18 protein-coding genes are annotated in these 21,285 nt (G+C 72.1%); 9 read left to right on the top strand and 9 right to left on the bottom strand.

Going from position 1 to position 21,285, the window contains the following annotated elements; all coding sequences use genetic code 11:
• Positions 1 to 48: 48 nt before the first annotated feature.
• Complete coding sequence (locus tag MPTA5024_RS28610; protein ID WP_157099775.1) at positions 49 to 663, top strand: LysE family translocator; 615 nt, start codon at positions 49 to 51, stop codon at positions 661 to 663.
• Here MPTA5024_RS28610 and MPTA5024_RS28615 read toward each other — a convergent pair.
• Complete coding sequence (locus MPTA5024_RS28615; protein WP_036330217.1) at positions 635 to 2,110, bottom strand: amino acid permease; 1,476 nt, start codon at positions 2,108 to 2,110, stop codon at positions 635 to 637. The two genes, MPTA5024_RS28610 and MPTA5024_RS28615, sit on opposite strands and share 29 nt — an antisense overlap.
• Before the next feature lie 69 nt (positions 2,111 to 2,179).
• Entirely contained in the window at positions 2,180 to 4,093 is a 1,914-nt protein-coding gene (dxs, locus tag MPTA5024_RS28620) for a 1-deoxy-D-xylulose-5-phosphate synthase (protein WP_036330220.1), read from the bottom strand.
• A gap of 237 nt (positions 4,094 to 4,330) precedes the next feature.
• Here dxs and MPTA5024_RS28625 point away from each other — a divergent pair, with 237 nt between their 5' ends.
• Positions 4,331 to 5,140: a neutral zinc metallopeptidase gene (locus tag MPTA5024_RS28625; RefSeq protein ID WP_084370076.1), complete on the top strand. Its 810-nt coding sequence runs from the start codon at positions 4,331 to 4,333 to the stop codon at positions 5,138 to 5,140.
• A 64-nt stretch (positions 5,141 to 5,204) separates the two neighbouring features.
• Here MPTA5024_RS28625 and MPTA5024_RS28630 read toward each other — a convergent pair whose 3' ends face one another.
• The 4 genes from MPTA5024_RS28630 to MPTA5024_RS28645 form a co-directional block, all read right to left on the bottom strand.
• On the bottom strand, positions 5,205 to 6,410 hold the full coding sequence (locus tag MPTA5024_RS28630; RefSeq protein ID WP_084370077.1) for an ROK family transcriptional regulator: 1,206 nt from the start codon (positions 6,408 to 6,410) through the stop codon (positions 5,205 to 5,207).
• 65 nt (positions 6,411 to 6,475) lie between these two features.
• A complete protein-coding gene (locus MPTA5024_RS28635) occupies positions 6,476 to 7,723 on the bottom strand; it encodes a sugar ABC transporter permease (protein ID WP_036330226.1) in 1,248 nt (415 codons plus the stop codon).
• The gene (locus MPTA5024_RS28640) at positions 7,720 to 8,496 is read right to left on the bottom strand and encodes an ATP-binding cassette domain-containing protein (RefSeq protein WP_036330228.1); all 777 of its coding nucleotides are present in this window, start codon (positions 8,494 to 8,496) and stop codon (positions 7,720 to 7,722) included. The genes MPTA5024_RS28635 and MPTA5024_RS28640 overlap by 4 nt, the downstream gene beginning before the upstream one ends.
• A gap of 146 nt (positions 8,497 to 8,642) precedes the next feature.
• On the bottom strand, positions 8,643 to 9,761 hold the full coding sequence (locus MPTA5024_RS28645) for a sugar ABC transporter substrate-binding protein (RefSeq protein WP_036330229.1): 1,119 nt from the start codon (positions 9,759 to 9,761) through the stop codon (positions 8,643 to 8,645).
• A gap of 340 nt (positions 9,762 to 10,101) precedes the next feature.
• On the opposite strand from MPTA5024_RS28645, the gene MPTA5024_RS28650 reads away from it, so the two are divergent.
• The 3 genes from MPTA5024_RS28650 to MPTA5024_RS28660 are packed head-to-tail and all read left to right on the top strand — an operon-like array spanning position 10,102 to position 14,539.
• Positions 10,102 to 10,737, top strand: coding sequence for an ABC transporter ATP-binding protein (locus tag MPTA5024_RS28650; protein ID WP_036330231.1), 636 nt, complete (start codon positions 10,102 to 10,104; stop codon positions 10,735 to 10,737).
• On the top strand, positions 10,734 to 11,549 hold the full coding sequence (locus MPTA5024_RS28655) for an ABC transporter ATP-binding protein (protein ID WP_036330233.1): 816 nt from the start codon (positions 10,734 to 10,736) through the stop codon (positions 11,547 to 11,549). Before MPTA5024_RS28650 ends, MPTA5024_RS28655 begins: the two co-directional genes overlap by 4 nt.
• On the top strand, positions 11,549 to 14,539 hold the full coding sequence (locus MPTA5024_RS28660; protein ID WP_157099776.1) for an FtsX-like permease family protein: 2,991 nt from the start codon (positions 11,549 to 11,551) through the stop codon (positions 14,537 to 14,539). The genes MPTA5024_RS28655 and MPTA5024_RS28660 overlap by 1 nt, the downstream gene beginning before the upstream one ends.
• A 55-nt stretch (positions 14,540 to 14,594) precedes the next feature.
• Here the strand turns inward: MPTA5024_RS28660 and MPTA5024_RS28665 are convergent, their stop codons facing one another.
• Entirely contained in the window at positions 14,595 to 15,320 is a 726-nt protein-coding gene (locus MPTA5024_RS28665; protein ID WP_036330236.1) for a sulfite exporter TauE/SafE family protein, read from the bottom strand.
• A gap of 288 nt (positions 15,321 to 15,608) precedes the next feature.
• Here MPTA5024_RS28665 and MPTA5024_RS28670 point away from each other — a divergent pair, with 288 nt between their 5' ends.
• Both MPTA5024_RS28670 and MPTA5024_RS28675 read left to right on the top strand, forming a co-directional pair.
• Positions 15,609 to 15,830, top strand: coding sequence for a hypothetical protein (locus MPTA5024_RS28670; RefSeq protein ID WP_051458791.1), 222 nt, complete (start codon positions 15,609 to 15,611; stop codon positions 15,828 to 15,830).
• Positions 15,811 to 16,146, top strand: coding sequence for a type II toxin-antitoxin system PemK/MazF family toxin (locus MPTA5024_RS28675; RefSeq protein WP_036330241.1), 336 nt, complete (start codon positions 15,811 to 15,813; stop codon positions 16,144 to 16,146). The genes MPTA5024_RS28670 and MPTA5024_RS28675 overlap by 20 nt, the downstream gene beginning before the upstream one ends.
• 60 nt (positions 16,147 to 16,206) lie before the next feature.
• Here the strand turns inward: MPTA5024_RS28675 and MPTA5024_RS28680 are convergent, their stop codons facing one another.
• Complete coding sequence (locus MPTA5024_RS28680) at positions 16,207 to 18,981, bottom strand: aconitate hydratase (RefSeq protein ID WP_036330243.1); 2,775 nt, start codon at positions 18,979 to 18,981, stop codon at positions 16,207 to 16,209.
• A gap of 231 nt (positions 18,982 to 19,212) precedes the next feature.
• Positions 19,213 to 19,932: a metal-dependent hydrolase gene (locus MPTA5024_RS28685; protein ID WP_036330245.1), complete on the bottom strand. Its 720-nt coding sequence runs from the start codon at positions 19,930 to 19,932 to the stop codon at positions 19,213 to 19,215.
• A gap of 344 nt (positions 19,933 to 20,276) precedes the next feature.
• Between MPTA5024_RS28685 and MPTA5024_RS28690 the strand changes: the two genes are divergently transcribed.
• Positions 20,277 to 20,999 (top strand): PadR family transcriptional regulator, encoded by a 723-nt coding sequence (locus MPTA5024_RS28690; protein WP_036330247.1) that lies wholly within the window; start codon positions 20,277 to 20,279, stop codon positions 20,997 to 20,999.
• Between the two features lie 5 nt (positions 21,000 to 21,004).
• Positions 21,005 to 21,285 (top strand): DUF1707 SHOCT-like domain-containing protein (locus MPTA5024_RS28695; RefSeq protein ID WP_232326682.1); only part of this gene is annotated, 281 nt, incomplete at its 3' end.

Genomic DNA, 21,285 nt, shown 5'->3' on the forward strand with positions numbered 1-21,285 from the left:
GCGTCGCGGCGATAGCCTCTCGTGCGGACGGAACGGGAGGGTGCGGGCGTGCCGGAACTGCTCATGGGGCTCAGCCTCGGCCTGGGCGCGGGCGTCACGCCCGGGGCGCTGCTGACGCTCGTCATCACGGCCAGCCTGCGCGGCGGCTTCCGTGCCGGGATGCGGCTCGCCTGCGTGCCCCTGCTGTCCGACCTGCCGGTCGTCCTGCTCAGCGTGACCGCCGTGGGCGCGATGCCGGCCGCCGCCGTACGCGTCCTGTCCGTCGTCGGCGGCCTGTACGTGGTCTACCTGGGCGTCTCGACCGCTCGGGAGGCCCGGACGGCCGAGCCCCCGCAGCCGGGGGCGGACGCGCCGACGTCGGCGGCCGACGTGCTGCGCGGGGTCGTGGTCAACGTGCTGAACCCGCACCCCTGGCTGTTCTGGATCGTGGTGGGCTCGCCCCTCTTCGTGGCCGCGTGGGGGCGGGCCCCGGCGTCCGCGCTGGCGTTCGTCGCCGGCTTCTACCTGGTCCTCGTCGGCTCCAAGCTCGTGCTCGCCTGGGCCGTGGGGGCGGGCCGGCACCGGCTCACCCCCCGCGGCTACCGGCTGCTGCTCGGCGGGAGCGGCCTGCTGCTCGCCGGCGTGGGGGCCGTGCTCACACTTCGAGGACTGCTTCCGTCCTAGTCGCCACCCGGCTGCGCCGGTGGCCGTACAGGAAGTAGATCCCGGTGCCGACGAGCATCCAGACCAGGAACCGGATCCACGTCTCGACCGGCAGGTTGAGCATCAGGTAGACCGAGGCCAGCGCCGACACGACCGGCACCACCGGCACGAACGGCGTGCGGAACGCGCGGGGCAGGTCGGGCCGGGTCCGCCGCAGGATCACCACGGCGATCGCCACGACGACGAACGCGAACAGCGTGCCGATGTTCACCAGCTCCGCGATGGCGCTCAGCGGGATCAGCGCGGCGAGCAGCGCCGTCGCGGCGCCGATGAGGATCGTGATCCGGTACGGCGTGCGGTACCGGGGGTGGACCCGGGCGAGGGGCCGCGGCAGCAGGTTGTCGCGGCACATGGCGAACAGCACCCGGCTCTGGCCCAGCATGAGGATCATCACAACCGTGGTGAGCCCGGCGATGGCGCCGATGCTGATCAGCGTGGCGATCCACGACTCCCCGACCGACCGGAACGCGTCCGCGAGCGGCGCCGACACGCTCAGCGACGAGTAGTGCTGCATGCCGACGACCACGAGCGACACGGCGACGTAGAGGACCGTGCAGACGACCAGCGAGGCGATGATGCCGACCGGCAGGTCGCGCTGCGGCCGCCGGGTCTCCTCGGCCGCGGTCGCCACCACGTCGAACCCGATGTACGCGAAGAACACGAGCGCCGCGCCGGTGAAGATGCCGAAGACGCCGTACGCCACGGGCGTCACGCCGAACAGCACCTGGATGAGCGGGGCCTGCAGGCCGCCCTTGCCCTCGATGAGGTGGGACGGCGGGACGAACGGCCGGTAGTTGGCCCCCTTCACGAAGAACATCCCGGCGACGATCACGAGCATGACCACGCAGAGCTTGATCGCGACCATCACGGCGTTGAAGCGGGCCGACAGCTTGATCCCGGCGACCAGCACGCCGGTCAGCAGCAGCACGATCACGGCCGCGGGGATGTTGAAGGTCGCGTGCTCCCCCGCCAGCGACTCCGGCAGGTCGATCCCGAAGTTCTTCAGCAGGGAGGCGAAGTATCCCGACCAGCCGGAGGCGACCACGGCCGCGCCGAGGGCCATCTCCAGCATCAGGTCCCACCCGATGATCCACGCGGGGAACTCGCCGATCGTCGCGTAGGCGAACGTGTAGGCCGAGCCGGCCACCGGCACGGTCGAGGCGAACTCGGCGTAGCAGAGGGCGGCCAGCGCGCAGACGATCCCGGCGACCACGAAGGACAGCGCGACCGCCGGCCCCGCCGTGTTGCGGGCGGCGACGCCCGTGAGCACGAAGATGCCGGTGCCCACGATGACGCCGACGCCGAAGACGGTCAGGTCGAGCGCGCTCAGGCTGCGTCTGAGCCGGTGCTCGCCGCCCTCGGCGTCCTGGATCGACTGCTCAACCGACTTCGTCCGGAAAAGGCTCATCCGCAGGCTCCCTCAATGAGGTCGATGACCTGCAGACTTCCCCGGCGCGCCGGTATTACTCCCGGTTTGTCAGTCGGTTGGCTGAACCTGTCGGGCGGGATGGCTCTCCAGCACCGGCGAGCGCCGGGCGACCGCCTCGGTGATCTGACGGGCGAGGTCCTGCCCGGTCAGGCCGATGTCGCTGAGGATCTTGGCGCGCTTGGCGGGGTCGAGGAAGCGCTGCGGGATGCCGTACGTGCGGACCGGGACGTCCACGTCGGCGTCGCGCAGCAGCCGCGCCACGGCGTCGCCGACGCCGCCGACCCGGCCGTTGTCCTCCACCACCGCGACGAGCTTGTGGGCCGCCGCGGCCAGCACGAGGGCCTTGTCGAGCGGCCTGACCCAGCGGGGGTCGACCACCGTGGCCGAGATGCCCTGGGCGTCCAGGAGGCTCGCGGCGTCGAGGCACGCCTCGGCCATCGAGCCGACGGCCACGAGCAGCACGTCGCCGTCGCCCGCCCGCAGCACGTCCATCTCGCCCAGCCTGCCCACGGCCTCGATGTCGCGGGGCAGCGCGCCCTTGGGGAAGCGCACGACCGACGGGCCGTCCTCGATCGCCACGGCCTCGCCCAGCAGCTCCCGCAGGCGCACGCCGTCGCGCGGCGCGGCCAGCGCCAGGCCGGGGACGACCTGGAGGATCGACATGTCCCACATGCCGTTGTGGCTCGGGCCGTCGTCGCCCGTGACGCCCGCCCGGTCGAGCACGACCGTGACCGGCAGGCGGTGCAGCGCCACGTCCATCAGGAGCTGGTCGAAGGCCCGGTTGAGGAACGTCGCGTAGACGGCGACCACGGGGTGCACGCCGCCGAGCGCGAGGCCGGCGGCGCTCGTCAGCGCGTGCTGCTCGGCGATGCCGACGTCGTAGACACGGTCGGGGTAGGCCTCGGCGAACGCGGCCAGGCCCGTCGGGTGCAGCATGGCCGCGGTGATGGCGACCACGTCGTCCCGCTCGGCGCCGATCTTCACCAGCTCCTCGCTGAACACGTTGGTCCAGCTGTGCGGCTTGGGCCGCTCCTCGCCGGTCAGCGGGTCGAACGGCTGCGGCGAGTGGAAGCAGTCCTCGTCGTGGTTCTCCGCGGGCGAGTAGCCGTACCCCTTGCGGGTGAGGACGTGGACGATGACGGGCCCGCGGAAGGCGCGGGCGCGGCGCAGGGCGGCCTCCACGGCCCCCTCGTCGTGGCCGTCGATCGGCCCGACGTACTTGAGCCCGAGGTCCTCGAACATGACCTGCGGCGCCAGGATGTCCTTCAGCCCCTTCTTGACGCCGTGCAGGGTGTCGTAGAGGGGCGGCCCGACGAGCGGCACCCGGCCGAGGTTGTTCTTGACCAGCTCGAGCACGTGCTCGTAGCCCTGGGTCATCCGCAGCGACGACAGATGGGAGGCGAGCCCGCCGATCGTCGGCGAGTAGGACCGGCCGTTGTCGTTCACCACGATGATCAGCGGGAGGTCCTTGCGGCCCGCGATGTTGTTCAGGGCCTCCCAGGCCATCCCGCCCGTGAGCGCACCGTCCCCGATGACGGCCACCACCGAGCGGCCGGTCTCGCCGCGCAGCGTCAGCGCCTTGGCCAGCCCGTCGGCGTAGGAGACCGCGGTGGAGGCGTGGGAGTTCTCGATGAAGTCGTGCTCGGACTCGGCCCGGCTCGGATACCCCGACAGGCCGCCCTCCTGCCGCAGCGTGCCGAACGCGCCGGCCCGCCCGGTGAGCATCTTGTGGACGTACGCCTGATGCCCGGTGTCGAACAGGATGGGGTCGCGCGGCGAGTCGAAGACCCGGTGGAGGGCGATCGTGAGCTCGACGACCCCCAGGTTGGGGCCGAGGTGACCCCCGGTGCGGGCGACGGAGGAGACCAGCAGCTCCCGGATCTCCGCGGCCAGGCGCGGCAGCTCGGCCGCGTCGAGGCGCTTCACGTCGAGCGGGTCCTTGATCGTCTCCAGAATCCCCACCGCTCATCCTCTCCCGCTCGCCATCGAACAGACCGAGTGTAGTTCGCTTACCGCGCCGCCCTTCCAGGGGCTGCACTGAACCTCGACATACGTTCTCACGAACCATTTGTTTTCTGCTTTACCCGTCGCTTACTTCTGCCCTACGCTCCTGATCTCGTGCGGAAAACCCTGATTACGGTGTGTTCGGGTTGTTCGGCACGTTTCCACTGACACTCTGTGCGCTGGGGATGCCCACTCATGATTCGCGTAAGCCTCCGCACGATGGCCGTGGCCGTCGCCGCGGCGGCCACCGTCCTCTCCCTCACCAGTACGGCAGGGGCCTCGTCCGCGGCCGCATCCGCGCCGGCCGCCGCCCGGCCGGTCCCCAAGGGAACGGGAGCGCTGACCAAGAACCCCATCTACAAGACGGGGGAGTTCGACTTCACGGAATGCAAGGAGCTCGACCGCCAGCCGGACGACGTCGACTCCTACAAGCTCTACCTCGACCATCTTCTCGACTGCCTGAACCTGTCGTGGGGCGAGGAGTTCCGGCAGGCCGGGCTGACGTTCGCCAAGCCGAAGGTGAGGTACATCACCCACTCGGTCAGGACGGGCTGCGGCAAGTACCCGGCGAACTACGCGGCGGGGATCTACTGCGAGATCGACAAGACCATGTGGATCATGATCTCGAAGTACCAGCTCGCCGACCCGTCGGAGTTCGAACTGTTCCAGGTGATCGCCCACGAGTACGGCCACTTCGTCCAGGACCGTGTGGGCATCCTGCCCGCCGTGGACAGGCTGACCCGGCACGCTGGCAAGGCCACGATGTACGCGTACAGCCGGCGGATCGAGCTGCAGGCCGAGTGCTTCTCCGGCGCGTTCATCGGCAGCGTCTGGCACTCCCTGGGGCGCGACCAGTTCGACTGGGACGACCTGCTCGACTACAAGGTCGGCGACGCGCTGCACGGCAAGCGCAAGAGCATCGTCTACTGGCTCAAGCGCGGCTGGTACGGCAACGGCCCGAAGTCGTGCAACACGTTCACCGCGGCCAGGTCCCTGGTCGCCTGACCACCCGCGAGCGCCCCGCGCCCCGTCCGATGTGGACGGGCGCGGGGCGCTCGCGTAGAGGCCGTCAGTTGGCGACGCGGGACAGGGCCTCCAGGGGGTCGGCGAGGACCCGCGCGAAGGCCATCTCGGCCGCGCCCATCAGGGTGGCGTCGTCCCCGAGGGTGGAGGTGCGCAGGCGCACGTGCTCGCGGGTCGCCGCGAGGGTGCCGGTCGCGATCCGGCTCCGCACCTGCGCCGCCGACCCAAGGTAGATCTCCCGCAGCATCCCCCCGAAGATCACCATCTCGGGGTTGAAGATGTTGACGAGGTTGGCCACCCCGAGGCCGAGCCAGCCGCCGACGCGCTGGAGGGCCCCCTGGGCCACCACGTCGCCCCGGTCGGCCGCGTCGACCACGTCGCGGACCCCGTCCCTGCCCCTGCCCTCGCCGTACCGGCCGGCCTGCTCCATCAGGGCCCGCTCCCCCACCTCGGCCTCCAGGCAGCCGCGGGAGCCGCAGCCGCAGGGCCGGCCGTCGGGGTTCACGATCATGTGCCCGACCTCGCCGCCGTACCCGCCGTGGCCGCCGAGGAGCTGGCCGTTGACGATCACGCCGCCGCCGATGCCGACGTCCCCGTGCAGGTAGACGAGGTCGCGGCAGTCCATGCCGACGCCCCGGGTGTGCTCCGCGAGCGCCCCGAGGTTCGCGTCGTTGCCGACCGAGACCGGCAGGCCGAGCTGGAGCCGCCGCGACAGCTCCTCCGCGAGGGGGACCTCCTCGGCGCCGATGTTGGGACCGCTGCGCACGAGGCCGTCCGACTTGCGCACGGCGCCGCAGAACGCGGCGGCCGCGCCCACGCACACGGTGTCGTCGCGGGTCCTGCGCCGCATCTGCCGGGCGAACCCGGCGAGCGTCCCGACCACCTGCCCCATGTCGAACGGGCCGCGCTCCCGCACGATCTCACGCCGGTCGAGGATCACCCCGCCGAGGCCGATGCGGGCGGCGGCCAGCCGGTCCACCCCCACCTCGAACGCGAGCACGTAGACCCGGGCGGTCTCGGGCCGCACGACGAGCGAGGGACGGCCCGCCCGGCCGGTGTCCCTGGGCAGTTCCTCCCGCACCAGGCCCGCCGCGGTCAGGTCCGCGGTGAGGGCCATGATGGTGCTCCGGTTGAGCCCCATGAGAGAGGTCAGCTCGGCCCGGGAGGTCGGGCCCCCGAGGTGGACGTGACGGAGCAACGTCCCGAGGTTGTGCTTGCGGATCTCCTCCTGTGAGGGACCTGCGCGCATCATCGGGCAGCCTCGGATTCCGTCGGGGGGTCGGGGGGGCGGAGATCACCATACTGGAGCGGCCGGGATCATCTTCGGCCGGTCGACGCCGCCCGCTTCCTCGACAGCGCGTCCACGCCCGCGGCCAGCAGCAGCACCAGGCCGGTCACGACGAACTTGACGCCGGCGCTGTAGCCCATGAGGCCCATGCCGTTCTCGATGACCGCGACGACCGCGCCGCCCAGCAGCGCGTCGAGCGCCCGGCCCTTGCCGCCGAAGAGGCTGGTGCCGCCGATGACGGCCGCGCCCACCGCGAACAGCAGCACGTTGCTGCCGCCCGTGTTCGGGTCGACCGAGTTGGCCCGCGACGCCGCGATGATGCCGCCGAGCGAGGCCATGAAGGAACAGATGACGAAGGCGGAGATGCGGATGCGGTCCACGTTGATGCCGGCGCGGCGGGCGGCCTCGGCGTTGCCGCCGACCGCGTAGATGTGCCGGCCGTAGGCCGTGCGCCGCAGCACGAAGGTCCAGACGATCAGCAGGATCACGATCAGCGGGACGACGATCGGCACGCCCTTGAGCGACACGAGCGCCGCGTTGCGGCTGCGCTCCAGGTTGAGCACGTACACCGCGACCCCGGCGACCACGGCGAGCGTCACGACCCGGGCGGCGATGACCGCGACGGGGGTGGCGACCAGGCCGCGGCCCGCGCGGCGGCGTGCCTGCACGAACTGGATGGCGGCGTACACGGCGACGCCCACGATCAGCGCCGCCCAGCCGGCGGCCGGCGGGACGTTCTTGTTCGCGATCGCGAGGATCGTCTCGTCGCGGATCGAGATGTTGGTGCCGTCCTTCACCAGCAGCAGCACGACGCCCTGGAAGGCCAGGAACGCCGCCAGCGTGACCACGAAGGACGGGATGCCGAGCTTGGCCACCAGCGACCCGAGCACCAGGCCGATGATCGCGCCGGTGACCATCGCGGCCAGGACCGCGAGATACCAGGGCCAGCCCTGCAGGGTCAGCAGCACGGCGAGCACGGCCGCGCAGACGCCGCTCGCGAAACCGGCCGACAGGTCGATCTCGCCGAGGAGGAGGACGAAGATCAGGCCCATGGCGATGACGGCGACCGCCGCGCCCTGGGTGAACAGGTTGGCGAAGTTCACCGCCGACAGGAAGGCCGGGCGCAGGACGGAGAAGACCACGCAGAGGATGACGAGGCCGAAGACCGCGGGAAGCGCCCCCAGCTCACCGCCCCTGACCCGCTCGAAGTAGCCCTTGACGTGCCCGCCGAGCGCGGACTCGGCGTTCTCCTGCTTGGGGAGCGTTTCGGTTGTCATGATGCCGCTCCGTTGCCGTTCTTGAGGCCGAGCTCCCCGCTGCGCCCCGAGGTGATCAGTTCCACGATCTGCGCGTGGGTCACTTCGGACGCCTTGACCTCGGCCGCCATCCGGCCCAGGTACAGCGCCGCGATCCGGTCGGACACGGCGAAGACGTCGTTCATATTGTGGGAGATGAGCACCACCGCGAGACCCCTGTCGGCCAGGCGGCGGACCAGCTCCAGCACCTGGGCGGTCTGCGCGACGCCGAGGGCGGCGGTCGGCTCGTCGAGGATGACGACCTTGCTGTTCCACAGCACGGCCTTGGCGATCGCCACGGTCTGCCGCTGACCGCCGGACAGGCTGGAGACGTGCTGGCGCAGCGACTTGACGGTGCGGACCGACAGGCCGGCCAGCGTCTTGGCCGCCATCTCCTCCATCGTGTCCTCGTCGAGGACCAGTCCGCTCTTGCGCTCACGGCCCAGGAACATGTTCTGCACGATGTCGAGGTTGTCGCAGAGCGCGAGGTCCTGGTAGACGATCTCGACGCCCAGCACCGCGGCGTCCCGGGGCCCGCTCACGTGGACGCGCTCGCCCTCGAAGAGGTACTCGCCCGAGTCGATCGGGTGGATGCCGCCGATGCACTTCACCAGCGTGGACTTACCGGCTCCGTTGTCGCCGACAAGTGCCGTCACCTCTCCGGGATACACCGAGAAGGCGACGTCGTGAAGGACCTGCACGGGGCCAAAGCTCTTGTTGATGCCGCGCAGTTCCAGGATCGGTCCCTGGGACACGATGGGCTACTCCATTGTTCAAGGGCGGTGGACGGCGCTCGCGGCGCCCCGCGTCGTCCGCGCCGATGCGGGGCGCCCTGGCGCGGGCGCCCCGCATCGGCGCGCGGAGCGCCGGTTCCGCCGGACTCACCCGGCGGGTTGAGGGCTTAGCTGACGCCGGCCTTGGTGCACAGGTCGGCGAAGTCGCCGGTGCACAGCTCGTCCTTGCTCACGAACCCGTCGGCCACGACGTCCTTGACGTTGTCGAAGTAGATGGCCTGCGGCTCGAGCAGCACCGACGGGACGTCACGGCCGGACTCGGGGTCCTTCACCGTGGCGCTCGCCGAGGGCTTCTCGCCCTTGGCGAGGGCGATCGCGAGCTGGGCGGTGGCGTCCGCCTCCTTCTTGATCGCCTTGTAGACCGTCATGCACTGGTCGCCGGCGAGGATGTTCTGCAGGCCCTGGACGGTCGCGTCCTGGCCGGTCACCGGCACCTTGCCGTTGAGCTTCTGCTTCTTCAGCACCGAGATGGCGGCGTTGCCGAGGCCGTCGTTGGCGGCGAGCACGCCCGCGATCTTCGGCTGCTGGGTCAGCATCTGCTCGAAGATCGTGCCGGCCTGGGTGTTGTCCCAGTCCGGAACCGACTGGTCCGGGCCCTTCACGTAGTCGCCGGAGTCGTACTTCGGCTTGAGGACGCTGTCGTAACCGTTCTTGAACAGGGTGGCGTTGTTGTCCGTCGGCGAGCCGTTGAGCTCGGCGATGATCGGCTTGTCCGCCTTCTTGTCGGTCAGGCACTTGACGAGGCCCTCGCCCTGGAGCTGGCCGACCTTCGTGTTGTCGAACGACACGTAGTAGGAGGCGCTGCCGCCCAGCGTGAGGCGGTCGTAGTCGATCGTGGCGACGCCCTGCGACTGGGCCTTGTCGAGGACGGCCTTGCCGGTGCCGCTGTCCAGGTTGACGATGACCAGGACGGTCGCGCCGTTCGTGATCATCTGGTCGGCGATCGTCTGGAACGCGTTCTTGTCGCCCTGGGCGTTCTGGATGTCGTTGGCGATGCCGGCGGCGTCGAACGCCTCCTTGAGGTACTTGCGGTCCGCGGTCTCCCACCGGGCGGAGGACTTGCTGTCGGGGAGGATGACGCCGATCTTGCCGGGCTTGGTGGCCGCCGCGGACGACGGGGCGCTGCTGCCCTGCGCGGTGGTGTCACCGCTGTTCCCCCCGCAGGCGGTGAGACCGAGGGAGAGCGCCGCGGCTGCGGCACCGATGCTGAGGATCCCCTTGCGCATTTGGCGTGGGTCCTTTCTCTGGCTGGGGGTCTATGTGGGGGTGCGGCCGAGCTCGTGGCCACCCGGTACGGCAGAGCCGGGTCACGGCGTTCACCGCTCCAGGGAATGTTGTTTGAGACAACGTAAGCCCAAAGCCAAAGTGGTGAAAGACACAGGACGGTAACGTTTGTTGTGCGGGGTAACAATGAAGAAACATACCCTCAATACGGGCGCCGACCAGGCGGCTCCCGCGCCGGCCCGAGTCGAACGATGATCGTGACGCGTTCGTGACCGCGCCCCTCCTACTGTCGGCAGGGACGCCCCCCGCGTCCGCGGCGGGGCCGGCGATGCGGAGGCCGGCATGTCCCAGCCCGTCCTGTCCTGCCAGTCGCTGAGCTGCCGGGCCGGCGGCCGCGAGGTGGTGGCGGACCTGTCGCTGGACGTCGGGCCCGGCGAGCGCGTCGCCCTTGTCGGGCCCTCGGGTTCGGGGAAGACGACCCTCCTCACCACGCTCGGCGGCCTGCTGCGGCCGGCCGCGGGCCGGGTGCTCGTGGGCGGGGTGCCCCTCGACGAGCGCCCCGGCCTGCGCCGGGAGACCGCGCTGATCTTCCAGTCGTACGGCCTGCTGTCGCTGCTGACCGCCGCCGAGAACGTGGAGGTCGCCCTGCGGGCCGCCGGCCGCGCCCCGGGCGAGGCGCCCGGCGAGGCGGCGGAGGCGCTGGAGCGCATGCGGCTCGGGCCGTACGCCGAGCACCTGGTCGAGGAGCTGTCCGGCGGCCAGCAGCAGCGCGTCGCGGTCGCCCGCGCCCTCGCGCTGCGGCCACGGGTGCTGCTGGCGGACGAGCCGACGGCCGAGCAGGACAAGGTCAACCGCGCGCTGGTGCTGGAGGCCCTGCTCACGGCCCCCGCGGCGCTGGTGGTGGCGACGCACGACCCGGAGGTGGCCGCCCGCTGCGACCGCGTCGTCGAGCTGCGGACGGCGGTGGGCCGCCGGTGACCCCGACCGCGCCCGCCGTGCGCTGCGACGGCGTCGTGCAGATCTACAAGACCCGGGAGGTCGAGGTCGTCGCGCTGCGCGACATCGACCTGGTCGTCGAGGACGGCGAGAGCGTGGCGCTCCTCGGCCCCTCGGGCGCCGGCAAGACCACGCTGCTCTGGCTGCTGGCGGGGCTGCTGCGGCCCAGCGCCGGGCGCCTGTGGCTGGGCGGCGCCGAGGTCGGCAGGCTCGGCCCCCGCGCGCTGGACAGGCTGCGGGCCGCCCAGATCGGCGTCGTCCTGCAGAACCCGGCCCGCAACCTCGTCCCGTACGCCTCCGCCGCGCAGAACGTCGCCTTCGCCCAGCGGGCGGTACGGCGGCGGTCGCGGCAGCGGGCGGACGGCCTGCTGGAGCGGGTGGGCCTGGCCCCGCTGCGGGACCGCCCGGCCGGGCTGCTGTCCGGAGGCGAGCAACAGCGTCTCGCCGTGGCGGTCGCGCTGGCCAACCGCCCCCGGCTGCTGCTCGCCGACGAGCCCACCAGCCAGCTCGACGCCGGCTCGGCCGCCGCCGTGGTCGAGCTCATCAAGGAGATGGGCCCGACGTCCGTGGTGGTCACCCACGACCCCCGGGTCGGCGAGGCCATGGGCCGCACGGTCACCATCAGGGACGGGCGGATCGGCGCCGAGGGCCGGGACGGCGAGGACTTCGTGGTGATCGGGCGCGAGGGCGCCGTCCAGCTGCCGCCCGAGTACCACGGGCTGCTGCCCCCCGGCTCGATGGCCCGCGTCGAGCCGGTCAGGGACGGCGTGATCCTAAGGAGGGCCGAGCCGTGATGCTCCGCGGGCTCTGGCGGCGCAGGTGGCTGTCGCTGGCGCTGCTCGTCGTGGCCGCCGTCACGGTGGCCTCCGCGTCCCTCGGCCCCCTCTACGCGCAGGCCGCCCGCACCGCCGTGCTGCGCAACGCGCTGGACGGCGTGCCGCCGGACCAGCGGGGCTGGCGCGTCACCACGGTGCACGACGACGCGGCCGACCTCGCCCGCGCGGTGTCCGCTCCGTACCTGCGGCCGCCCGTCCTCGGCGCCGAGCTGCTGAGCCCCGACCCGCGGGGCGACCGGACGTACCCGCTGATGTGGCAGGACGGGCAGTGCGGGCACGTGACCCTGATCAGGGGACGCTGCCCCCGCTCGGCCATGGAGATCATGGTGACGCGGGCGTCGGGGTTCCGGATCGGCGACGGCGTGAAGCTGACCTCCATCAGGACCCGCGCCGGGACCGAGAACCGCCTCGTGCCACTGCGTGTGGTGGGCGTCTACCGGGCCGACCCCGGCGACGACTTCTGGTTCGGCCGCAACCTCTTCACCCAGACCGCCGGCGTCAGCGAGGGGAACGGCGACCCCCTGCTGACCGTCCCCGAGACGCGCGCGCTGTCGGGCCTGCCGCCGGGCCAGCGGACCTCCGACGCCGCCTCCGGATCGGCGTGGACCGCCTACGCCATCGTCTACACCGATCCGGCGGCCCTCACCGGAGCCGACCTGGACGGGCTGGAGGCGGTGCACGCCCGGCTCGCGGCGATGGGGCGGAGCGGCGACGTCGTCACCGTCTTCACCCGCATGGCCGACACGCTCGACGCCGTCCGGCGGCAGATCGGCTCCCTGTCCGTGCCGGTGACCCTCGTGACCCTGCAGCTCGTGGCGCTGGGCTGGCTGCTGCTGTTCCTGACCGTGCGCGACCTCGCGGCCGCCCGCGCCCCGGAGACCGCCCTCGCCCGGCTGCGAGGCCTGGGCACCGCCCGCATGTGGGCGTTCGGCCTGTCCGAGCCGGTCGCGCTGCTCCTCGCGGCTTTGCCGATCGGCCTGGCCGCCGGGTGGGTGGTGGCCGCGCGGATGGCCGCCGAGTTCCTGCGCGGGGACGTGCCCGTCACGCCGGACGGGCCGAGCCTCCTGTACGGCCCGGCCGCCGCCGCCGGCGGTCTGCTCGCCGCCGCTGCCGCCGCGCGCGGCGCGGTCACGCGGCCCGTCGTGGAGCAGTGGCGCCGGACCCCGCGCGCCCGGCGCCGCACCTGGATCCCCGAGGCCGTGGTGATCGCCGTCGCGGCCGTCGGGCTCGTCGAGCTGCTCGCGGGCGGACCGCTCAGCGGCTCCCCGGGCGGAGGCGCCGGGGCGCTCCTCGCGCCGGGCCTGCTCGCGCTGGCGTCCGCGCTGCTCGCGCGGCGGCTGCTGCCGCTCGCGTGCGCCGCGCTGTTCCGGCTCACCCGGTCACGCGGCGGGATCGCCCCCTTCCTGGCCGTACGGCAGATCGCCCGCGGCGGCGCCACCGGCAGCACGGTCATCGTGCTCGGCCCGGGGCTCGGCCTCGCCGTCTTCGCCGTCGCGGCCTGGTCGGTCACCTCGCGCAACTTCGCCGAGGTCGCCCGCGTGCACAACGGCGCCGAGACCGTGTACGTCGTGCGCGCCACCGACGCGGCGGCGCTGCGGCGGATATCCGACGCTATCCCGGACAGCGCGCCGGTCGTCCGGCTGCCGGGGCCGCCCGTCATGCTGGCGACCGACCCCGCCCGGTTCGCCGCCGTGGCCCTGTGGCGTCCCTCCTATGCCGGAGGCCACGCGCTGGAGGACCTCGTGCCGCGCCTGGCCGCCCCGGTCGCCCCCCGCGTCCCGCTCAGCGGCGAGCGGATCCGCGTCCGTGTCCTGGGCGGGGAGCTCCCCGCCGGCTGGACGGCGGTCCTCTACGCGAGCGTCCGGGTCCCCGGGCAGGCCCTGCTCTCGGAGATCCCCCTCGCCCGGCCGCGGCCCGGCCGGGCGACCTACGAGTGGGGGCTGCCGCGGGCCTGCCGTACGGGCGGCTGCGAGCTGCGCGGGCTCCGCGTCGAGACCACCCCGGCCGGCACCGTGGATTACGAGCACCAGCCGGGCGACCTGCTGGTCACCGGGCTCGACGTGCGGCGCGGGGACCGGTGGACCCCCGTCGACGCCGGTCTCGGCGACCGGGCCCGCTGGCGGCCCGGCGTCGCCGGCGGGCCGGGGCTCGTCCTGTCGATGTCCCTGTGGGGAGGGCCGTCCGCGGCCGTGCCCGCCACGTACCCCGACCCGCTGCCCGCGCTGGCCGACGGCACGCCGGGCAACCGGAAGCTGCCCGGCCTCGACGACGCCCACGGCGTGGGGTACGCCGCCGCGGTCTCCGCCGCCGCCGTGCCCGGCCTCGACGCCCCCGGCGGCCTGGTGGACCTGGAGCTGGCCGACCGGGCCGCGTACGGATACTCGGACAAGGCCGAGTTCCAGATCTGGGCGGCGCCGGGACGCGCCGCGCCGGTGCTGCGGGGGCTGCGCGCGGCGGGGGTGCCCGTCCTGGCCACCCGGACGGTCGACGGCCTCCGGACGGGCTTCGCCGGACAAGGTCCGGGCCTCGCGCTGATCCTGCTCGTCGTGGCAGCGGGGGCGGCCGCGGTGCTCGCGCTCGGCCGCGCCGTCCTCGCCCTGTACGTGGCCGCGCGCCGGCGCACCCTGGAACTGGCCGCGCTGGAGGCGGCGGGGGCGCGCACCGGCCCGCTGCGGCGGGCCCTGCTGATCGAGCAGGCCGTGACGCTGACCTGGGCGAGCCTCGCCGGCGTGCTCGCCGGGGTGCTGGCGGCGCGGGTCGCGCTGCCGCGGATGCCGGAGTTCACCGAACCGCCCTCGACGCCCGCGCTCGTGTACACGATCACCCCGGGTCCGGTCGTGCTTGTGGGCGCCGCCGCCCTGGTCGCCTGCCTGGTCGCCGCCGCCGTCACCGCGGAGCTGCTCCTGCGCGGGGTCCGGGTCGAACGCCTCCGTGAAGCGCCCGCCTGACCCCCGGCCGAGCCGGGGCTCGGCTGCCAGGCTCAGCGGGCTCAGTGCGTCGTGTTCAGCGGGCCACGCTCTGGGCGACCAGCGCGCACGCGGACAGCGCGGCCACCGTGAGGATTCCCGCGCGCACCCTGCCGCCGTCCAGGTAGCGGCGCAGCGGCCCCGACACGGCGAACCCCAGGACCACGAACGGCACCAGCGCGGCGCCGGCCGCGAGCGTCCGGCCGGGGAGCCGTCCGACCACCGCGAGGATCACGAGCGACTGCACGGCGCTCAGGAAGAAGAACGCCGCGAGCGTGGCCCGGATCTGCGGTCCCCTGGCCGTCTGGTAGACCAGCGCCATCGGCGGGCCGCCGATCCCGGTGGCCGTCCCGGTGACGCCCGACAGGAACCCGGCCGCCGCCAGCGTCCGGCCGTTGCGCGGGACGGCGATCGAGCGGGCCGTCATCGCCACGGCGACCACCACCATCAGGCCCACGAGGACGCCGAGCGTGCCCGTGCCGACGTAGAGCACCACGATCCCGCCGAGCACGCTGCCGGGGACCCGTCCCAGGACGGCGAAGCCGAGGCCCCGCCAGTCGACCCTGCGCCACTCCGCGGCCAGCGTGAACAGCGGCAGCGTGGCGTTGACGACGTGGACGGCGCCCGGCACGACCGACGGTTCCAGCATGGCGATGAGCGGCGAGGCCACCAGTCCCAGACCGAAACCCACTCCCCCCTGCACGACCGCACCGGCGAACACCGCCAGGCCGCCCGCCAGCAGGAGGACCACCTCGTGACCCATGGGGGCCGACCCTAGCCGCCGACCGGCCACCCCTCGCAACCGGTTTTCGGACGCCCGATTCCACACCCACCGCCCCAGAAACAGAGACAATGACCGTCAGTAATCGCGTCCTCCAGCAGCGGTGAGCGTCTCCCCGTACAGTGCTCACAGCGACTAGTTGCGTAGCGCTTTTTGTAGACACGGACGTAGCCTCGCGGTATGGGCAGCGAGCAACGTCACACGACGATCCGCGTCAGCACTCTCACTCGCGACAAGGTCGCGGCGATCGCCAAACAGGAAGGCAGACCGATGACCGCAGTGATCGACGACGCGATCGACGACTACGAGCACAAGACGTTCTGGCGGCAGATGGCCGAGGCCGTCGCCCGCACGCGGGCCGAGCCCGAGGTGTGGGCGGACTATCTGACGGAGACCGCCGTCTTCGACAACGCGGCGGACGACGGGCTTCGTCCGGAGGAGACTCCCCGCGACCTCACTCCGGAGGGGTTCGATGCGGATCGTCCACGGTGATGTGTGGCTGACCGACTTCGGTCAGCCACTGGGCCGCGAGCAGGGGGGTCTGCGGCCGATCGTTATCCTGAGCGGCCCGGCTCTCAACGACGTACCGGCCGGGCTGGTGCTGGCCGCGCCAGTGACGACGACTGATCGGGGCTGGCCGAGTCATGTCGAGATCGGACCCGAAGCCGGTCTGGACAAGCCCAGTTGGGCGATGGTGGAACAGTTCCGCTCGCTGTCGGTGCGACGGTTACGGCACAGGATCGGCTCCGTGGACGAGCAGGCGCTCGCCAGGATGGGCGGCGCACTGCGTCATCTGATGAGGCCGTAGAAGCACGACGGCCGGCGCCGGGGACGTGTGGGTCCCTCGGCGCCGGCCGCCGGCTCGTGCTCAGCTCTTCGCGATGAGGGAGCGCAGGACGTACTGCATGATGCCGCCGTGGCGGTAGTAGTCGGCCTCTCCCGGCGTGTCGATGCGCACGACGGCCTGGAACTCGACGTCGCCCGCCCGGACGGTGACGGTGGCCGGGATGGAGCCCTTGTTGAGCTCCTCGACGCCGATGATGTCGAAGGTCTCCTCGCCGGTCAGGCCCAGCGAGCCGGCGCTCTCACCCTCGGGGAACTGCAGCGGCAGCACGCCCATGCCGATCAGATTCGACCGGTGGATGCGCTCGTAGGACTCCGCGATCACGGCGCGGACGCCGAGGAGCGCGGTGCCCTTGGCGGCCCAGTCGCGCGAGGACCCCGAGCCGTACTCCTTGCCGGCCAGGACGACCAGCGGGATGCCGGCGGCCTGGTAGTTCTGCGAGGCGTCGTAGATGAACGACTGCTCGCCGCCCTGGGTGAAGTCGCGGGTGTAGCCGCCCTCCACGCCGTCCAGCAGCAGGTTCTTGAGCCGGATGTTGGCGAACGTGCCGCGGATCATCACCTCGTGGTTGCCCCGGCGGGAGCCGTACGAGTTGAAGTCCCTGACCTCGACGCCGTTGTCCCGCAGGTAGCGGCCGGCGGGAGAGTCGGCCTTGATCGACCCGGCCGGCGAGATGTGGTCGGTGGTGACCGAGTCGCCGAGCCTGGCCAGCACGCGGGCGCCGCGGATGTCGGTCACCGGCTCGGGCGTGGCCGGCATGCCGTCGAAGTACGGCGCCTTGCGGACGTAGGTCGACGCCGGGTCCCACTCGAAGGTGTCGCCCGTCGGGATCGGCAGCGACTGCCAGTGCTCGTCGCCCTTGAAGACGTCGGCGTAGTCGCGCAGGAACATGTCCTGGCCGATCGACTCCGAGACGACGGCGGCGACCTCCTCAGGGGAGGGCCAGATGTCGGCCAGGAAGACCGGCTTCCCGTCCGAGCCTGTGCCGAGCGGCTCGTTGTTGAGGTCGACGTCCATGGTCCCGGCCAGCGCGTACGCCACGACGAGCGGCGGCGAGGCCAGGTAGTTCATCTTGACGTCCGGGTTGATCCGGCCCTCGAAGTTGCGGTTGCCCGACAGCACGGCGGTGACCGCGAGGTCGGCCGACTGGATCGCCTCGGAGATCTCCGGGTCGAGCGGCCCGGAGTTGCCGATGCAGGTGGTGCAGCCGTACCCGACCAGGTTGAAGCCCAGCTTGTCGAGGTACGGCTGGAGGCCCGACCGCTCGAAGTACCCGGTGACGACCTGGGACCCCGGGGCGAGCGACGTCTTGACCCACGGCTTGCGGGTCAGGCCGCGGTCGACCGCGTTGCGGGCGAGCAGGGCCGCGCCCAGCATGACGTACGGGTTCGACGTGTTGGTGCAGGACGTGATCGCCGCGATCGTCACCACACCGTGGTCGATCTCGAACGACGTGCCGTCGGCCAGCGTGACCGGGGTCGGCCGGTGCGGGCGGTCGCCGTTGTGCGGGGCCGGGTGCGGCGCGTCGCCGTTGCCGGAGTGCGAGATGGCCGGGGAGTCGGACGCCGGGAACGACTCGGCGGACGCCTCGTCGGCCGGGCCCTGCACGCTGTCGCCGGGAGCGTAGTCGCGGACGGCCGCGCGCCAGGCCGACTTGGCCTCGGCCAGCGCGATCCGGTCCTGCGGGCGCTTCGGCCCGGCGATGGACGGCACCACGGTGGCCAGGTCGAGCTCGATGTACTCGGAGAAGACGGGCTCGGGGGCCGACGGGTCGAGCCACAGGCCCTGCTCCTTGGCGTACGCCTCGACCAGCGCGACCTGCTCCGGCGACCGGCCGGTGAGGGTCAGGTAGTCGATCGTCTGCCCGTCGATCGGGAAGATCGCGCAGGTGGAGCCGAACTCCGGGCTCATGTTGCCGATCGTGGCCCGGTTGGCCAGCGGCACGCTCGCCACGCCCTCGCCGTAGAACTCGACGAACTTGCCCACCACGCCGTGCTTGCGCAGCATCTCGGTGATGGTGAGCACGAGGTCGGTCGCGGTCGCGCCGGCCGGCAGCTTGCCGGTGAGCTTGAAGCCCACCACGCGCGGGATCAGCATGGAGATCGGCTGGCCCAGCATGGCCGCCTCGGCCTCGATGCCGCCGACGCCCCAGCCCAGGACGCCGATTCCGTTCTCCATCGTGGTGTGGGAGTCGGTGCCGACGCAGGTGTCGGGGTACGCCTTGCCGTCGCGGGTCATGACGACGCGGGCCAGGTGCTCGATGTTGACCTGGTGGACGATGCCGGTGCCGGGCGGGACGACCTTGAACTCGTCGAACGCCGTCTGCCCCCAGCGCAGGAACTGGTAGCGCTCGCGGTTGCGCTCGTACTCCCGCTCCACGTTGCGCGTGAAGGAGTCGGGGTGGCCGAAGAAGTCGACGATGACCGAGTGGTCGATGACCATCTCGGCCGGGGCGAGCGGGTTGATCTTCGCGGGGTCGCCCCCGAGGTCGCGCATCGCCTCGCGCATGGTGGCGAGGTCGACGACGCACGGCACGCCGGTGAAGTCCTGCATGATCACCCGGGCCGGGGTGAACTGGATCTCCACGCTCGGGGTGGCCGCCGGGTCCCAGCCCGCGATCGCGCGGACGTGGTCGGCGGTGATGTTCGCGCCGTCCTCGGTGCGGAGCAGGTTCTCCAGCAGGATCTTCAGGCTGTACGGGAGGCGCGCCGACCCCTCGACGGCGTCCAGCCGGTAGATCTCGTACGACGCGTCACCGACGCGCAGCGTGTCACGGCTGCCGAAGCTGTTCGCGGACACGAAAGTCGCCTCCCCAGGTTTCCGGGCTTGTCCAAGTTTCGCGGTATGCATCCTGCCGCACCTGAGCGACACTCCAGGTAATTAGGCTTGCCTAACCCGTCGGCGGGATGTCTCGATGTCAAGATATCGCCCCGGATATCTCGACATCAAGTTACTCATGGGTAGACCGGTGGACGTGCGCCGCCGGCGGCAAAGATCTGGATTTTTCGGGCTTTGGGAAGTACCCGCGAGTCAGGCGGGCATCAGCCGCAGGCAGAGCAGGGCCAGCACGAGGATCGACAGGGCCGGCCCGAGGATCTGCTTCTCGAACGTCTTCCCGGTCTTGATCCCGATGTCGAACGGCAGCAGCCACCGCCCCTTGATGGGCCATAAGACGGGACAGCCGCGCTCGGTCAGGCAGTCGCCGATCACGTGGACGAGGCAGCCGATGCCGATGGCGAACCCGATCCAGGAGTAGGTCACGCCCAGCATGAGGAACGTCAGGTACAGCGCGGCCGTGAGCACGATGTTGACCACGGCGGACGTGATGGTCCGGCCCGGCACGCCGATGCCCACGGCCCGCAGGGCCAGCCCGATCATCAGGACGACCAGGATGTCGCGCGCGACGCTGTAGCGCTCGGACAGGAAATACGTGCCGAGGCCGGCGGCGACCGCGAACAGCAGCGAGTGGGTCGCGTGGCGGTGCCCCCCGCTGATGGCGTTGACGCCCTTGCTGAGCAGCCAGGTCGCCGGGCCGAAGGTCTGCGCGATGGTGGCGTTCGGGTGGTCGAGGTCGGGCAGCATCGCCGCGCCGGCGCACACGACGGCGCCCGCGACGAGCTCGGACGGCGTGAGGATCGGCCCGGTCAGCGTCGCCAGCTCGGGCGAGACCACGCCGGGAAGCGCCACCAGGGCCGGCGCGACCGCCAGCCACACCGCCGCCCCGCTCAGGGCGTGCGAGTGCCCCATCATGTCAAGATCACGCTTGGAAAGCGTACGGCAAACGACCGACAAAATCCGCGAAGCACCCACGCGTGTCGCCCCAGGGGGTGGGGCCTGCCCGAGCGGCGATCCTCTCCCAGGGAAAGCAAAGACGGGATCGTCCCGCTCCAAGAGCACCCCCCAGCCCTCTCAGAGCAGAACAATCCCGCCTTCGCCCGAGATAACGCGGGGGTCTCGGCACATGTTCCCCCGACCAGGAAAAGTTTCCCGTGACCTATGTCACCCTCTCGGCTCCTTCACGAAGGGGTTGTCTCTAGAACACTGTCGATATATCGTTGAGCCATCGAGAACAGATCGCAGAAGGAGGGAACGGCATGAGTTCCACGTACGCAGAGGGAGGGCCGTGGGCCCACCCCCACGAGATGCGCCGCCACTTGCGGCGCGCGCTGTACGGCACGATCCTCAGGGGGGCCGCCATGTGGCAGGAGCAGAGCGACGCCGGGCCGCGTGAGCACCGGCACAGGGGCGGCCGCGGTCGCGGGCCGTGGCCGGGCTTCGGCCCGGGAGGCCCGTTCGGGCCCGGGTTCGGAGGCGGGCCGTTCGGCCCCCTCGGCGGCCGTGGCTTCGGCCGGCCGCGCAAGGCCAAGCGCGGCGACGTCCGCGCCGCGATCCTCGCGCTGCTGGCCGAGGAGCCGCGCAACGGCTACCAGATCATCCAGGAGATCGCCGAGCGGAGCCAGGGCGGCTGGAAGCCGAGCCCGGGCGCCGTCTACCCGGCGCTCCAGCAGCTCACCGACGAGGGCCTGGTCCGGTCGGAGGAGAGCGACGGCCGCAAGACCTTCCAGCTCACCGACGCCGGCCGCGCCTACCTCCAGGATCACCCGGACGAGGTGCACGCGCCCTGGGAGGAGATGACGCCGGACATCGGGGACGACGTCCACGAGCTGTTCCACCTGTCCCGCCAGGCGGCGTCGGCCCTGTTCCAGCTCGCGCAGACCGGCTCGGACGGCCAGATCAGGCAGGCCAAGCAGGTGCTGACCGAGACCCGGCGCAAGCTCTACCAGATCCTCGCCGACGGCGACCCCGCGGAGGAGTGACCCCGATGGCCTCTGGGGACGACCTGCGAATCGGCGACGCGGAGCGCGACGAGGTGACCGCCCTGCTGCACGACGCGTTCGCGCAGGGGCGGATCACCCGCGAGGAGCTCGACGAGCGCCTCGACGCCACCCTGTCCGCCCGCACCGCCGGGGACCTGCGGCGGGTCACCGCAGACCTGCCGGGCGCGGACGGCGCCGGCGCCTGGCACGGCCCGTACGACCTGCCCGCCGGCCGTCCCGTCCGCGCGGCGGGCGGGCCCTGGGGCCCGGGCCGGTACGGCGTCCC

The organism is Microbispora sp. ATCC PTA-5024 (assembly GCF_000511135.2).
GTDB lineage: Bacteria > Actinomycetota > Actinomycetes > Streptosporangiales > Streptosporangiaceae > Microbispora > Microbispora corallina.

Bases quoted from the DNA above. Each gene is read 5' to 3' on its own strand.
- MPTA5024_RS28615 (WP_036330217.1), bottom strand. From the start codon at position 2,110: ATGAGCCTTTTCCGGACGAAGTCGGTTGAGCAGTCGATCCAGGACGCC.
- MPTA5024_RS28625 (WP_084370076.1), top strand. From the start codon at position 4,331: ATGATTCGCGTAAGCCTCCGCACGATGGCCGTGGCCGTCGCCGCGGCG.
- MPTA5024_RS28670 (WP_051458791.1), top strand. From the start codon at position 15,609: ATGACCGCAGTGATCGACGACGCGATCGACGACTACGAGCACAAGACG.
- MPTA5024_RS28630 (WP_084370077.1), bottom strand. From the start codon at position 6,410: ATGATGCGCGCAGGTCCCTCACAGGAGGAGATCCGCAAGCACAACCTC.
- MPTA5024_RS28660 (WP_157099776.1), top strand. From the start codon at position 11,549: ATGCTCCGCGGGCTCTGGCGGCGCAGGTGGCTGTCGCTGGCGCTGCTC.
- MPTA5024_RS28650 (WP_036330231.1), top strand. From the start codon at position 10,102: ATGTCCCAGCCCGTCCTGTCCTGCCAGTCGCTGAGCTGCCGGGCCGGC.
- MPTA5024_RS28635 (WP_036330226.1), bottom strand. From the start codon at position 7,723: ATGACAACCGAAACGCTCCCCAAGCAGGAGAACGCCGAGTCCGCGCTC.
- MPTA5024_RS28690 (WP_036330247.1), top strand. From the start codon at position 20,277: ATGAGTTCCACGTACGCAGAGGGAGGGCCGTGGGCCCACCCCCACGAG.
- MPTA5024_RS28645 (WP_036330229.1), bottom strand. From the start codon at position 9,761: ATGCGCAAGGGGATCCTCAGCATCGGTGCCGCAGCCGCGGCGCTCTCC.
- MPTA5024_RS28685 (WP_036330245.1), bottom strand. From the start codon at position 19,932: ATGATGGGGCACTCGCACGCCCTGAGCGGGGCGGCGGTGTGGCTGGCG.
- MPTA5024_RS28665 (WP_036330236.1), bottom strand. From the start codon at position 15,320: ATGGGTCACGAGGTGGTCCTCCTGCTGGCGGGCGGCCTGGCGGTGTTC.
- MPTA5024_RS28675 (WP_036330241.1), top strand. From the start codon at position 15,811: ATGCGGATCGTCCACGGTGATGTGTGGCTGACCGACTTCGGTCAGCCA.